At 66.9% G+C, this 13,673-nt stretch carries 13 protein-coding genes; 6 read left to right on the top strand and 7 right to left on the bottom strand.

Annotated features, from left to right (window positions below; all coding sequences use genetic code 11):
• Positions 1 to 17 precede the first annotated feature (17 nt).
• Positions 18 to 944: an alpha/beta fold hydrolase gene (locus ACFWUR_RS12790; RefSeq protein ID WP_378906153.1), complete on the bottom strand. Its 927-nt coding sequence runs from the start codon at positions 942 to 944 to the stop codon at positions 18 to 20.
• A 211-nt stretch (positions 945 to 1,155) separates the two neighbouring features.
• Here ACFWUR_RS12790 and ACFWUR_RS12785 point away from each other — a divergent pair, with 211 nt between their 5' ends.
• The gene (locus ACFWUR_RS12785; RefSeq protein WP_378906151.1) at positions 1,156 to 1,863 is read left to right on the top strand and encodes a TetR/AcrR family transcriptional regulator; all 708 of its coding nucleotides are present in this window, start codon (positions 1,156 to 1,158) and stop codon (positions 1,861 to 1,863) included.
• Positions 1,864 to 1,911: 48 nt separating this feature from the next.
• Here ACFWUR_RS12785 and ACFWUR_RS12780 read toward each other — a convergent pair whose 3' ends face one another.
• Positions 1,912 to 3,834: an acyl-CoA dehydrogenase family protein gene (locus tag ACFWUR_RS12780; protein WP_378906149.1), complete on the bottom strand. Its 1,923-nt coding sequence runs from the start codon at positions 3,832 to 3,834 to the stop codon at positions 1,912 to 1,914.
• A gap of 106 nt (positions 3,835 to 3,940) precedes the next feature.
• On the opposite strand from ACFWUR_RS12780, the gene ACFWUR_RS12775 reads away from it, so the two are divergent.
• Positions 3,941 to 4,567 (top strand): TetR/AcrR family transcriptional regulator, encoded by a 627-nt coding sequence (locus ACFWUR_RS12775; RefSeq protein ID WP_378906147.1) that lies wholly within the window; start codon positions 3,941 to 3,943, stop codon positions 4,565 to 4,567.
• 75 nt (positions 4,568 to 4,642) lie between these two features.
• On the opposite strand, the gene ACFWUR_RS12770 is transcribed toward ACFWUR_RS12775, so the two are convergent.
• Both ACFWUR_RS12770 and ACFWUR_RS12765 read right to left on the bottom strand, forming a co-directional pair.
• Positions 4,643 to 5,710, bottom strand: coding sequence for an alpha/beta hydrolase (locus tag ACFWUR_RS12770; RefSeq protein WP_378906145.1), 1,068 nt, complete (start codon positions 5,708 to 5,710; stop codon positions 4,643 to 4,645).
• 209 nt (positions 5,711 to 5,919) lie between these two features.
• Positions 5,920 to 6,717, bottom strand: a complete 798-nt coding sequence (locus tag ACFWUR_RS12765; RefSeq protein ID WP_378906144.1) for an SAM-dependent methyltransferase — start codon at positions 6,715 to 6,717, stop codon at positions 5,920 to 5,922.
• Positions 6,718 to 6,891: 174 nt separating this feature from the next.
• Here ACFWUR_RS12765 and ACFWUR_RS12760 point away from each other — a divergent pair, with 174 nt between their 5' ends.
• Both ACFWUR_RS12760 and ACFWUR_RS12755 read left to right on the top strand, forming a co-directional pair.
• Complete coding sequence (locus ACFWUR_RS12760; RefSeq protein ID WP_378906142.1) at positions 6,892 to 7,212, top strand: hypothetical protein; 321 nt, start codon at positions 6,892 to 6,894, stop codon at positions 7,210 to 7,212.
• A 232-nt stretch (positions 7,213 to 7,444) separates the two neighbouring features.
• Positions 7,445 to 8,647, top strand: a complete 1,203-nt coding sequence (locus ACFWUR_RS12755; RefSeq protein ID WP_378906372.1) for a cytochrome P450 — start codon at positions 7,445 to 7,447, stop codon at positions 8,645 to 8,647.
• Positions 8,648 to 8,694: 47 nt separating this feature from the next.
• Here ACFWUR_RS12755 and ACFWUR_RS12750 read toward each other — a convergent pair whose 3' ends face one another.
• The 3 genes from ACFWUR_RS12750 to ACFWUR_RS12740 are packed head-to-tail and all read right to left on the bottom strand — an operon-like array spanning position 8,695 to position 11,599.
• Complete coding sequence (locus tag ACFWUR_RS12750) at positions 8,695 to 9,918, bottom strand: cytochrome P450 (RefSeq protein ID WP_378906370.1); 1,224 nt, start codon at positions 9,916 to 9,918, stop codon at positions 8,695 to 8,697.
• A gap of 2 nt (positions 9,919 to 9,920) precedes the next feature.
• The gene (locus tag ACFWUR_RS12745; protein ID WP_378906140.1) at positions 9,921 to 10,349 is read right to left on the bottom strand and encodes a roadblock/LC7 domain-containing protein; all 429 of its coding nucleotides are present in this window, start codon (positions 10,347 to 10,349) and stop codon (positions 9,921 to 9,923) included.
• The gene (locus ACFWUR_RS12740) at positions 10,349 to 11,599 is read right to left on the bottom strand and encodes a sensor histidine kinase (RefSeq protein ID WP_378906138.1); all 1,251 of its coding nucleotides are present in this window, start codon (positions 11,597 to 11,599) and stop codon (positions 10,349 to 10,351) included. The genes ACFWUR_RS12745 and ACFWUR_RS12740 overlap by 1 nt, the downstream gene beginning before the upstream one ends.
• Positions 11,600 to 12,029: 430 nt before the next feature.
• On the opposite strand from ACFWUR_RS12740, the gene ACFWUR_RS12735 reads away from it, so the two are divergent.
• On the top strand, positions 12,030 to 12,188 hold the full coding sequence (locus ACFWUR_RS12735; protein WP_378906136.1) for a hypothetical protein: 159 nt from the start codon (positions 12,030 to 12,032) through the stop codon (positions 12,186 to 12,188).
• 294 nt (positions 12,189 to 12,482) lie between these two features.
• On the top strand, positions 12,483 to 13,673 hold the full coding sequence (locus ACFWUR_RS12730) for a lipid-transfer protein (protein ID WP_378906134.1): 1,191 nt from the start codon (positions 12,483 to 12,485) through the stop codon (positions 13,671 to 13,673).

Below are 13,673 nucleotides of genomic sequence, written 5' to 3'. Positions count from 1 at the left end.
GTTTCTCTCCCTCGTCGTTACTCGGGCTGGGCCTGGATGAACGCGTCGGCGTAGTCGGCGATCGCGGCGGGGTCGGAATAGGGCAACCAGTGCCCGCGTGCCAGGTCGTGGCGGACGACATGATCAGCCCACTGCGCGGTGTCGTCGAAACCCGCGGGGCGCACGGCGATGTCGCGGGTGTTCACCAGCAGCTGCACCGGGACGGTGGTGCGCCGTTCCCGTGGCCCGAACATGCGGGCGATGATGTTGGCCTTGTAGAAGCGCAGCCCCGAGATCATGTCCTGTTTCAGGGTCGGCGCCAGCGAGATCTGCTCGGCGGGCGTGCCCTCGACCACGCGAAGGAACAACTTCCAGGTCTTCTCGGTGCCGACGAGCCGGAAGAACAGGCCGGGCAGCAGCGGCAGCATGAAGAAGGTGGTGTAGGCCGAGGACAGGCATTGGCTGAGCGTGCCCAAGATCCCGCGTGGGGTCCCCGACAGCACACCGCGGCGCATCCAGGTGGCCAGGTGGTCCAGGTTCGGGCCCGAGATCGAGGTGAACGAGGCGACGTACTGGTCCGCACCCGGCTCGCACACCGCTTCCCAGACCTGCACCGAGCCCCAGTCGTGGGCCACGACGTGCACGGGTTCGGTGGGACTCACAGCCTCGACCACGGCGAAGAAGTCGGTCGCGAGCCGGTTCAGTTCGTAGGCCGAGACCTCCGTCGGCGCGCTGGACTGTCCGTAGCCGCGGGTGTCGTAGGAGATCACGCGATATCTGTCCGACAGCAGCGCGACGACGCCGTCCCACAGGTGATGGGTATCGGGCCAACCATGGACGAGCACCACCGGGATGCCGTCGACGGGGCCGGATTCGTAGACGGCGAGCGAAATGTCACCGTTGCGCACCCGATGGGTTCTGGATGTCGGTGCTGCGGGGATGTCGACGCCGGTTTCGCGCGTCATACGGGACTCCTTTCGACACGGGCCACGTTGCTCCGTGCGTATTCGATAGTACCGACGGTACCTATTAATGATACGGGGGGTACCGGATTATTCTGATGATCTCGCGCGCCGCTCTCGATCAGAACGTCGATCCCATGCGCGGCGGGGTAGTGGAACCGCCTCCGGGCGCCGCTATCCTGGCCGTACGCGAAGGGCGAACAGAGAGGACATCGTGACTACATCGTCGAGGCCGGTTCGGCGGTCGCCCGCGCGGTCGCTCACTCGCGAGCAGGTCATCGCCGGTGCGGTGCGGTGTATCGACCGTGACGGACCACAGGTGAGCATGGAAACGCTCGCCAGGGAGATGGGCGTGGCAAAACCGCGTCTCTACCGGATGTTCGCCGATAAATCCGAGCTCGACGGCGCGGTCTCGGATTGGCTTGTCGCGCAGGTCTACTCGGCCGTCGCGCCGGATCTCTCGCTGATCGTGCAGCCGCCACGGGCCACTATCCATCGGTTCCTCACCGCCTATGCCGGGGTCATCGCCGAGCACCCCGATGTGTTCCGGTTTCTCGTCCTCACCCAGAGCGTCTCCAGCGCCGATCCGTCTGCTCGGCCCCTGGACATCGGTCGGCGCCTCTCGCGCGATCTGGCCGAGCGCAGCCGCAGTGTGCTGTCCTCGGTCGCGCTCGATACCGACGGTATCGACCATCTGTTGCGCGGCATCGTCGGTTTCGTCATGGCCGTCACCGACCTGTGGCTCGACACCGATCCCGTCCCGCTCCCGGAACCGACGGCCCTGTTCGTCGAACGGACGACCAATGCCGTCGTCCAGCTGTTCGACGGCTTTCTTCGCGAGAAGGGCTTGGTCATCGAGCCCGACATGTCGGTGGCGGCGACGTTGGCCGTCATCACCGAGAACGCGCCGCCACTCGACTGACGCGCGGTCGCCTCCGCTCGGCCCGCGGAGACCGCCGTCACCACTGGGTCAGGCCTTCATCTCGTAGGTCCCCGCCAGGGCGCGCGCCTTACCGAGGACACGCTCGAATCGGGCCTTGTCGAAGGCGGGTCGGCGAACCAGGTCGAGGGCCCTGCGCTGCTGGGTGGGGGTAGCGGTCGGCTTGTTGTGCAAGGTGAGCGCGTTCGCGGAGAAGCTGCGCACGAAGCCGTCGAAGATCTGATCGATGACCACCGGGTCGGTGCCGTCGATGACCGCCTGCTCCAAGACCAGCTGCGCATAGGGCACCGCGGTGAACAGCTCACCGAACGCGAACAGGAAGTCCACGTCCTGCTGCTGCGACGAGGTCGGTGCCGCCACCGCGAGCAGGGCCTGTAGCGCGAGCACCTGCTCGAGGAACACCGCCACGTTCGGCACGTCACTGAAGCTCTCGAAGACCGGGCGCCAGTCGGCGAAGCGAATCCGGCCCAGACCACTGCTCGGGCCCTGTCGGAACAGGAATTCGTCGTCGGCGGTGTCGTGCCGCGACGGCACCGGTTCATAGGCGGCGCCGGCGAATTCGGCGGCCAGCGGCTTCACGACCGCACGCAGGCGCGGGGCGACCTTGCGACTCGACCACGACAGCGCGCCGGCGACCGCGCGCGTGGTCGCCTTCGATGCCACCGAAGCGCCCGGCAGCGACCCCATCGCGGCCAGGCCCGCATCGGCGGGGTGGAACATGTAGTTGGCCATGAACTTCAGCGACAGCGCCATGTTGACGTGGACGGTGCCCTCGAGTCTCGGGAGACCGAACATGGCCGTCATCGCGACCGGGAAGTACATGTCGTTCTCGAACCCGCGCGCGGCGATCACGTCGGCGAGGTCTTCGATGACGCGCTGGCCCTGCCGGGTGACCGACATCTTCTCGATGGCGTTGAACAGCAGATAGCGCCGATCGTCGGGCGACGCCGATCGCATGTAGTCCACCGCGCGAGCGCTGTAGAGCTTCATCGCGGCGATGCGCGCGTAGGAATCGGTGATCAGCGCCCGGACCTGCGGGAACTCGGTGACCCTGTGCCCGAACAGAATTCGGTTCTCGGCGTGGTCGATCGCCTCGTAGAAGCAGTGCTCACAGGCGCCGACCGCGCCGAAGCCGAGGTTGAACTTGCCCACGTTGACCGTGTTCATCGCCGCGTGGAACGCGTCCTCGCCGCGATGGAGGATGTCCTGTTCGGCCACGGGGTAGTTCTCGAGCTCGAAGGCCGCGACGTAGATCTGGCTGTTGACGACATTCTTGTGCAGCTTGTACGCGTCGTGCTGGGAGTCGGCGACAAAGAAGAGATACCCCTCGTAATCCTGCTGAGTCGGCTTGCCCCGCAACGCCGCGGCGCTGTCGATGATCGGCTTGTCCGAACGACGACCGAACACCGAGACCATCGAGGCCAGGTTGCCGTTGCCGATGTAGTACTTGCCGCCGGTGGCGGTGTAACCACCGTCGGGCTGTGGGTCGACGATCATGTCGGTGGAGTACACGTCGGCGCCGTGTTCCTTCTCCGACAGGCCGAACGCGAAGATCTCACCGGACTCGAGCTGTGCGGCCGCCTTCTTCTTGGCCGCGGTGTTGCTGCTCTGCCAGATCGGGCCGAGGCCAAGAATGGTGACCTGCCAGATGTACCAGTAGGTCATGCCGTAGAAGCCGAAGATCTGGCTCAGCATCGCGTTGCGTGAGGTGTCCCAGCGCTTGTTCGGGTCACCGCCCGCCTCGGCGGCCGGGGTGAGGAAAGTGGCGAACAGCCGCTCCTGCTTGACGAAGTCCAGGAAATCCGACGGCCAGACGCGGGACCGGTCGTCGTCGAGCAGCTGGGTCTTGCCGCGCGACTCGAACCAGTCGACCATCGCGCGCAGCAGCTTGCGCGTCTGTGGATCGAACTGCGCGAAGTCGGCGGTGTTCGGGTTGAAGAAATCCTGGGGCATCGTCGCTCCTCCTGCGGGCGTCCAGCACGGTAGGACGCTTCATTCGCCACTGTAGCATTTTCGTACACTGGTGTAGGAACATTGCAGGGGTTGCTATTGTGGGCGCATGGGTAGCGAGACGGTCGTGCCGCGGCGAGGGCGGGCCGCGCACCTCGGCCCCGAGCGGCGCAGGCCGCAGGTGCTCGACGCGGCACTGGCCATCGCCGCCGACGACGGCGTCGCCGCGGTCACGATGGGCGCGGTCGCCGACTACATGAAGGTCACCCGCCCGGTGATCTACGCCTGTTTCCCCGATCGGGTCGAGCTGATCGACGCGCTGATCCAGCGCGAGGAGAGTTTTCTGATATCGGGTGTCCTCGACGTGCTACCGCCGCGCGCGACCGACGCCGACGAGACGGTTTTCGTCGAAGGTTTCCGCACCCTGCTGCACAAGGCGGCCGAGCGCCCCGATGCCTGGCGGCTGATCTACGGCAACCCCGACCCCGCGGTCGCCGGTTCCTTCGGGCGGGGGCGGCGGCTGGCTGTCGAGCGCTGCACGGCGCTGCTGCGTCCGACCTTGCAGGCCTGGGGCATCGACGACGCCGAGCGCAAACTGCCCGCCCTGGTGGAGTTGTGGGTCTCGGCCGCCGAAAGTGCGGTCAGGACCCTGTTCGCCCACGAGGGCGACTGGAATCCCGACGATCTCGGTGCCTTCGTCGGCTCGGCCGTCTATCGCGCCATGCGTGGTGCGTGAGAACCGTGTGACCGTGGTGCGTCTCGGTCGAACAGGGGCACGACCCTTCGTCGACCCCCGCTGACCCGGTGCCGCTCAGTGGGTCGGCGAGGGTGTCCGACCGGAGACCCGCGCGCTGTCGAGGAAGTCCGCGATCGTCGCCCAGGTGGTTTCGCGGGCATTCGGCCCCGCGATGATGCCGAGATGGCTTCCCGGGACCTCGGTGAAGCGAACCTGCGACGTGCCGGTGAGTACTCCGACGCCTGCCGCGACGGAAGCCGAGGAGGCCAGGGCGTCCTTGGTGCCGCCGATCAGTTGGGTCGGTGCGGTGAGCTCGGTCAGGTCGATGGCACGCTCTGGACTCAGATGTACTGTGCCCTTGAACATTTCGTTGCGGATGATCAACTGTCGATAGGCCTGGCGATAGAACCGACCGGGGTAGCCGGGCATGGTGTCCATGAACCGGTCCACCGATTGCATGCGAGCCAACGCTTCGGTGTCGGCGATATTGCGTGCGATGTACCAGGGCTTGGTGAGTTCACGGTCGATCGACTGGATGCGGAATCCGGCACGTACCCCGTACTTCGGCACGCCACCGGCCACGCGTACCGGCACGGTGACCTCGCGGCCGCCGGTGAGCTGCCCGAACCTGCGGGCCAGCGAGATCTGGCCGTTGCGGCGCTGGTCGAACGGGGTCCCCACCGCGGTGACCGACCCGATCGGCAGTCCGGGGTGCCCCGCGGCGGTGAGGACACTGATCGTGCCACCGAACGACCAGCCGATCAGGTCGACGGGGGAGTGGTCGTTGTCCGCGCTCACCGCGTCGACGGCGGTCGGCACGATGTCGTCGACCCATTCCTCGAAGCCGAGATCGCGGTCCGCGTAGGTGATCTCGCCGTAGTCGAGCACATAGACTTCGCGCCCGAGATCGAGGAGGAATCGCACGAGGCTCTGGCTCGGCCGCATGTCGTAGCAGGAGATCGTCACTGCCAATGGTGGAACGAGCAGCACGGGATCGCCCGTGGCGGAGGTGGCGCGCCGGTATCGCAGCAGCCTGCGGTGCGGTTCGTCGTAGACGATGTCCGACGGCGTCGGCGCGTACGGCTCGACACCGTCGCTCAAGAGCGCGACCACGTTGCGCAGTGCAACCGACAGGGGGCCCATGTAATTCTCCGGATACGTCGCGGCGGTAGGAGAGAACTAGCTGTAACTCCCTGTATCAGCTTATCTGTCCGTGCGGGTTCGTCCGAATCGGCAGGTGGTCGCTGCTCGGCGGTGGCCGGACAAGGTGACGCCCCGTTCGACGACCGGTCGAACGGGGCGCCGCACGCGGCTTCGGCGGCAGCGGAGCCCGCTGCCGTGCACGGCGTGGATCAGGGTTTACGGGCGACCGCGCCGTAGGCCGAGATCGGCAGGACCTGGCCCACCTCGGTGGTCTCCGGACGCCACTGGGTGATCGAGACAACGCCCGGCTCGACCACTTCCATGCCGTCGAAAACGCCATGGATCTGGGCCTGGGTGCGCGGGACGTACGGCGTGCCGCCGGTGCCGGTGTAGTTCTCGCACAGGGTGACGTAGGCCTGGCTGTCGTCGGTGCCGTCCCAATAGATCAGGTGGCTGCCGGAGGGGACCGCGCCGACGACGGTGCGCACGATGCGCAGCAGGTCGTCGTAGGTCTCGGCGTGTCCGAGAACGCCCATGAACATCACGGCGATCGGCTCGTTGAAGTTCAGCACGTTGCGCGCGTCGGCGACGATCTGTTCGGGGTGGTGGAAGTCGGCGTCGATGTAGGTGGTGACGCCCTCGTCGGTGGTGCTGGTCAGCAGCGCGCGCGCGTGGGCGAGCACCAGTGGGTCGTTGTCCACGTAGACCACCTTGGCGTCCGGGGCGACGCCCTGGGCGACCTCGTGGGTGTTCTGCATGGTGGGCAGCCCGGTGCCGATGTCGAGGAACTGCTTGATGCCGCGTTCCTTGGCCAGGAAGCGCACGGCCCGGATCAGGAACTGCCGCGACTGCACGGCCATGGTGGAGATGTCGGGGTCGACCGCCAGTCCGGCGTCGCCGGCGATCTTGTCGATCTCGTAGTGGTCCTTACCACCCATCCAGTAGTTCCAGATCCGTGCCGAATGGGGGATATCGGTCCTGATCATCGGGGTCTGCACGTCGGCCATGAGCCTTGCTCCTCCTGCGACTTGACAGTGGCGCGCCCCGCCCAGGGTGAACCACCAGTGACTTGGCAACTGATCTGTTTGCGACAGTACAAGATTCACGCGCAAACAGTCAGGCCTATTCACGAACGCTCACCGTTGCGTTCTTTCGCCGGAATCGGGTAAAGCTGCCACATGATGACACTGCGCAGAAATGTTGTGGCTACCGCGCTCACCGCGGCCGCGATCGCCGTGCTCGGCACGGGTTGTGATCAGGTGGAGAAGGCGGTCAACAAGGGCGGCGATACGCCCTGTAGCGAATACACCGCCCAGGACCCGGACGATCGGCGCACGACGGTGACCAAGTTCCTCGAGCAGGAGCGTGGCGACGAGGCGAAGCCGGATCCGAACACCATCGACCTGTCGATGGCCGCCATCGATCTGATGTGCGGGGCGCAAGCCAATCCGGACACCCCCATCCGGGAGGCCGATCTCACGGGCGTGCTCGTGCCCAAGTGACCCGCGGGCGGGGCCGTGGGTAACCACTTCGGCGGCGACGATAGTCCGATCTCACTGTGTGACCCCCATTTCAAGTGTTCACTGCGACAGACACGTTCGGCCGGTAGCATCGCTAACGGACCGTAAGGTCTAGTCCAGCAATATGTTTCGTTGCGTCGCGGAGAACCGGGGTCTGCGGGGCACCGGGTGATCGAGAGGTTTCACAGTGGAAACGGTGACGAATCGGGTCGTGATGGATCCGACCGGGCAAGATATTCAAGGTGAGATCGTCGAGATCAGGTCGCACGGCCCCGCTACCAGGGTCGAGTTGCCGGGCGGGGTGCAGGCGTGGTCGATCACCGATGCCGCACTGCTGGAGAAACTGCTGATCGATCCCCGGGTCTCCAAGGACGCGAGCCAGCACTGGCCCGCGTTCGTCGCGGGTGAGATTCCGCCGGATTGGCCGCTGTACCTGTGGGTTTCCGCGCCGAACATGTTCACCGCCTACGGCTCCGATCACCGCAGGCTGCGCAAGTTGGTGGCGCCGGCCTTCACCGCGCGGCGCACCGAGGCCATGCGCGCACAGGTCGAGCGCATCACTGCCGAACTGCTCGACGGGCTGGCGCAGACTCCGCCCGGTGAGACGGTGGACCTGCGCGAGCGGTTCGCGTATCCGCTGCCGATCCAGGTGATCTCGGAACTGATGGGGGTGCCGGAGTCGTTGAACCCCGGCCTGCGCACGTGCGTCGACGGGATCTTCGACACCTCGCTCACGCCGGAGCAGTCGCAGGCCAACTACATGGAGATGTACCGGATCCTCGGTGAACTGGTGGCGCTGCGGCGCGAACAGCCCGGCGACGACATCACGAGCCTGCTGATCGTCCAGCGCGACGAGGACGAGGGCCAGCTCACCGAGGAGGAGCTCGTCGGCACGCTGCTGCTGGTGATCTCGGCGGGTCACGAGACCACTGTGAACCTGCTCGACCAGGCCATCACCGCGCTGCTCACCCGGCCCGAGGTGCGCGAGGGCCTGCGCGCGGGCACGATCACCTGGCCCGACGTGGTCGAGGAGACGCTGCGATTCGAGTCGCCGGTCGCGCATCTGCCCTTGCGTTTCGCGGTGGACGACATCGAGATCGACGGTGTGCGGATCGCCAAGGGCGATCCGATCCTGGCGAGCTACGCCGGTGCCGCGCGCGATCCGAAGCTGCACGGCGCGACCGCCGACGAATTCGACCCCCAGCGGCAGAAGCAGTCGCACATGGCCTTCGGCTACGGGGCGCATCACTGTCTGGGTGCGCCGCTGGCCAGGCTCGAGGCGCTGGTGTCGCTGCCCGCCCTGTTCGAGCGGTTCGCGGATCTGACGCTGGCCGCTCCCGTGTCCGAACTCGGCACGGTGCCCAGTTTCATCTCCAACGGTCACCGGAGCCTGCCGGCCTACGTCCACGGCGCATAGTGTCGAACTCGGTCGGCCGACCCGTGCGCCTCGGCCGACCGAGAACGTCAGTTGCCGGGCACCACCAGCGGGGCAGTGCTCGGGAACACCACCGGCAGCCCGGCCAACGCGCGGTGGAAAGGCCCCGGCCGCCAGACCAATTCGTTCGCGGGCACCGCCAGCTCGAGCTCCGGCAACGCGTCGAGAAGCTGGTCGATGGCCTCCTGGGCGATCAGGTAGGCGGGCGATTTCGCCGGGCAGCCGTGCGGGCCGGTGCTCCACGCCAGGTGTGCGCGGTTGTCGAGGAAATCGCCGGTCCCGATCGCGGGATCGTTGTTGCACGCGGCCATGCTGATCACGACCGGCTGATGCGCGGGCAGCCACACGTCGTCGACCAGAATCGGCTGACGTGGATAGGTGGTGCAGAAGTTGGCCATCGGCGGATCGGTGTAGAGCACCTCGTCGAGCGCGTCGCGGGTGGACAGGCTGCCGCCGAGCAGGCTGCCCGCGAAACGCTGATCGGTGAGCATCAGCCGCACCGTGTTGAGAATCAGGTTGAGCATCGGCTCGATCCCCGCGCCGTACATCGTGAGCACCTGGTTCATCAACTCTTCGTCGGTGAGTCGCTGCGGATGCTGCACCAACCGGGTCGTCACATCGTCGCCGGGTTCGCTCTGCTTGAGACGCACCAGGTCGTAGAGCGCTTCCTCCATCATCTGCGTGCCGGTGGCCGCGGTGTCGCCGCCCTCGAACATCTGCGCCATCCCGGTCGCCACCCGCCCGCCGATGTCGGCGGGGACACCGAGCATCGCGTTGATGGTGGCGAAGATGACGGGAAAGGCGTACTGGCTCAACAGGTCCGCGCTACCGTCGGAGCAGAACGAATTGATCACCGGCATCGCGATCTGCTCGACGGTGCGATGCAGCTGGTAGAGGTCGACCCCCGCCAGTCCCGCGACGGTGACCTGCCGGTGGCGGGTGTGTTCCACGCCCGCGGTCCGAATCGCGTTCGGGCGGTAGCGCATCATCGGAAGCACGGGACAGTCGGCGGGGATGTCGCGCTGCCACATCCGCGGGTCGGCGGGAAAATGGTCGGGATCGTTGAGAATCTGCACCGCGGTGCGGTAGCCGATCACCAGGGTGGCGGGAACGCCGGGCACCAGGTCGACCGGCACCAGCGAGCCGAAGCGGTGCCGCATGGCGCGGTAGGTGCTCTGCGGATCGGCCGCGAACTCCGGCGAGTACAGCGGCACCCGGTCCTGACCGCTGCGCGAGTCCGGCGAAACGTCCAGTGTCACAGCGTGTACTCCTGAGTCGAGGATCGGTGCCTCGGCGACGCGCCGAGTTCGTGGCCGACCCGGGCGGCCAGCTCGTTCATGCGATGGGCCACGAGCGCGAGGTCCACATCGGGGGCCGTGGCGACGCCGAGCAGGGTGCCCGCGCCCGCGGCCGTGATCAGGACCATGCCCTCGTCGTATTCGGTCATGTTCTGGCGCACCGAGTTCGCGAGCCCACCACAGAACTCGCCGAGGACCTTGCCCAGCGAGCGCAGCCCGCACGCGGCGGCCGCGAAACGCTCCGCGTCGTCGATGGTGATCGAGCCGGAATGCGCCACGCGTAGGCCGTCCTCGGATAACAACACCGCGAAGCGGACGCCGTCGAGCGCCAGGTCGTCGAGCAGCCACGCGAGGCGGTTGGTGCTGTTCGCGATCGGAGTACTCATCAGCTGTCGTGCCCTTTCGTCGAGCGTGCGGCCGCGGCGCGGCCGTGTCTGGAGCCGCTGTGCCATGCCGCCGCGAGCTCGGGCCGCGCGAGCACCTCACCGGTGTCGGCGCGCTCGTCGGCCGGGGCGACGGTGCGGCGGGTGCGCTTGGGTAGTCCGCCCGTGGTGCGGTCGTGCTCGACCACATCCAGCTCGGGCGCGGCCGCGGCGATCTCGGCCACTGGTGGTGGTGCTGGTGTCGGCTCGGGCGCCTCGGCGTGCTTGGGACGGTGCACCTCGGTGGCCGCGACGAGCAGGGCGGCGGGAACGAAGACCATCGCCCTGGTGCCGCCGTAGATATTGGGCCCGTCGACATAGGCGGCGAAGCCGTAGCGGCGCGCGAGCGCGGCCACGCCGGGGAATCCCACTCGCGGTGAGGGACCGAGCGCGTTGATGTCGACGACGCGCTCACCCGAGAGCACCTGGCGCGCCTCCTCCATCTGTTCGTGGCTCATCCGCACGCCGGCGTCGTCGATGATCACGGTCACGCCGTGGTGGCCCTGCTGGTAGGAGATGTCGACGAACGACGACGGTGGCGAGTAGCGCAGCGCGTTGTCGAGCAGGGTCGCGACCGTGTGCACGAGCGGTTCGACGGCCCGGCTCATGACCACCAGGTCACAGTTGCCCGCGCGCACGCGCAGATAGTCGCGCACCCGGCCGGTGGCGCCGCCCACCACGTCGCCGACGGTCTGCTGTGGCCAGCGCCTGCCGGGCAGCCCGCCCGAGACGATGACGTAGGCCTGCGCCTGGCGGATCATCTGCTGGACCGTGTGGTCGATGCGGGTCAGTGTCGCGTAGACCTCGTCGTTGCGGTTTTCCCGCAGCGCGTTGCTCACCACCTGGCCGACGTCGGCGCCGAGGCTGACCACGGTGGTGCCGAACGCGCGGACCGCGTTGCTCGTGGCGGCGCGGGCGTCGGCGGAGACCTGCGCGCGCGTCTGCTCCTGTGCCGCCTCGACCTGCGCCGCGGCGTGCTCGCGTGCGGCCTGTTCGGCCAGTGCCGCCTCGTCGTCTCGGGCCCGCAAATCCTCGGCGTGGGCGAGCGACATCTGCTCCATCGCTGTGTCTTTGGCGTGCAGGTCTCGTTCGGCCACCGCAAGGCGGCCGCGGACCTGACGTTCGTTGCGCAAGGCCTGTAGCGCGACAGCGACGGCGCCGAGCAGGACCAGGGTCGCCAGGGAGAACAAGAAGACCGCGAGCGTCGGAGTCATCGGTTCCTTTGTCGTTTGTACCGACCGAAGAGCCGTGGTGGCCGGGTCCTCGCCGGTCTCTCCGACGAGACTTCTCGCCGATGCTCTGTTCTCACAGGGGCTGCGTCGCACCATAATTCGGCGTCACGCGCGTGAGCTCAGACGAGTCCGGGCTCGCTGCCCGGCGCTTCGGTGATGCGGACACGTTAGCAGTGCAAACCGGCGAGTGCACCAAACGGGTTGCTGCAGAACGTAACTCGCACTGTGGTGTAAAGGGCATGATTCGATACCGGCGGTTCATCCCCGCCGTGTACCGTTGAACGTATACAGGTCGCCCGTGTACCAGCGGCGATCAACGCGTCGTCGCCGCACTCGGCCTCGAGTCATCGGCTGTCATTCCCTCTCTCGTCTGCCGCAGCGCGCCGTCGATCGATCCGAGGAAGAAACCTGCATGACCAGCGATCTCGACGACGATCCGTCCGACATCTCACCCGCCGAACCCGAGGAAGAAGACCCGACCGTCCACTGGCCCGAACCGAGCCCGTTGCAGTCCTGGTGGACCGACATCATGGGATCGAGGAAGCCGCGCCGGTTCGGCCAGCAGACCTGAGGTAGCTGCGCGGGGCCTCATCGCCCCTGCGTCGAGGCTGTTTTCGGTGCGGTTCGGGTAGTGACCAGTTCCCGGGGTTGCCACGGCGGCGGCCCTTTGAATTGACCAATTCGGAATTTACACATTGGTTAGTTCACAGAGATTTCCCACGACCGATGGGTGGGCCCCGGCGTGCCTTTCGCCGAATTTCGGAACGCAGGTGCCGGGGTATTGACCTGGACGCGGTGTCCAACATAAATTACATGGACACCGTGTCTCAGGTATTCGGGACACACGGCACACGGGAGTGCGTTCATGACACAGAAGGTGTTCGTCGTCGGCGTCGGTATGACGAAGTTCGAGAAGCCCGGCTCGCTGGAGTGGGACTATCCGGAAATGGCCCGCGAGGCGGGGACCAAGGCGCTCGCCGATGCCGGAATCGACTACGACCAGGTCGAGCAGGCCTACGTCGGCTATGTGTACGGCGAGTCCACCTCGGGGCAGCGCGCGGTCTACGAACTGGGGATGACCGGTATTCCGGTCGTCAACGTCAACAACAACTGTTCCACCGGATCCACCGCGCTCTACCTCGCGGCGCAGGCGATTCGCGGCGGTCTGGCCGAGTGCACCCTCGCCCTCGGCTTCGAGAAGATGCAGAAGGGTTCGCTCGGGTCGACCTACGACGACCGCGAGCAGCCGATGATGAAGCACCTGCTGGCTCTGGCCGAACTCCAGGAGTTCGCGATGCCGCCCGCGCCGTACATGTTCGGTGCCGCGGGTAAAGAGCACATGGAGCTCTACGGCACCACGGCCGAGCAGTTCGCCAAGATCGGCGTGAAGAACCACAAGCACTCGGTGAACAACCCCTACGCGCAGTTCCAGAAGGAATACAGCCTGGAAGAAGTGCTGGGCGCCAAGCAGATCTACGGTCCGCTCACCAAGCTGCAGTGCTCGCCGACCTCCGATGGTTCGGGCGCGGTGATCCTGGCGAGCGAGGACTTCGTCGACCGGCACAACCTGGCCGATCGTGCGGTCGAGATCGTCGGGCAGGCCATGGTCACCGACCTGCAGACCACCTTCTCCACCAACAGCGCGATCAATCTGGTCGGCGCCGACATGTCGCGCACCGCGGCGCGCAAGGTCTACGAGCAGGCCGGCATCGGCCCCGCCGACATCGACGTCATCGAGCTGCACGACTGCTTCTCCACCAACGAACTGCTCACCTACGAGGCGCTGGGCCTGTGCGCGCCGGGCGAGGGCGGTCGACTCGTCGACGACAATGCCACCACCTACGGCGGCCAGTGGGTCGTCAACCCGTCGGGCGGCCTGATCTCCAAGGGGCACCCCCTCGGCGCGACCGGTCTGGCCCAGTGCAGCGAACTCACCTGGCAGCTGCGCGGCGACGCCGACGCCCGCCAGGTCACCGACGCGCGCATCGCCCTGCAGCACAACATCGGACTGGGCGGCGCGGTCGTGGTCACCGCCTATCGCCCCGCCGTCCGCTGA

The sequence above is a fragment of the Nocardia sp. NPDC058633 genome (assembly GCF_042717045.1).
Classification (GTDB): Bacteria; Actinomycetota; Actinomycetes; order Mycobacteriales; family Mycobacteriaceae; genus Nocardia.
Note: the sequence above shows the minus strand (reverse complement) of the source record. Positions and strands in the feature narration are given on the sequence as shown.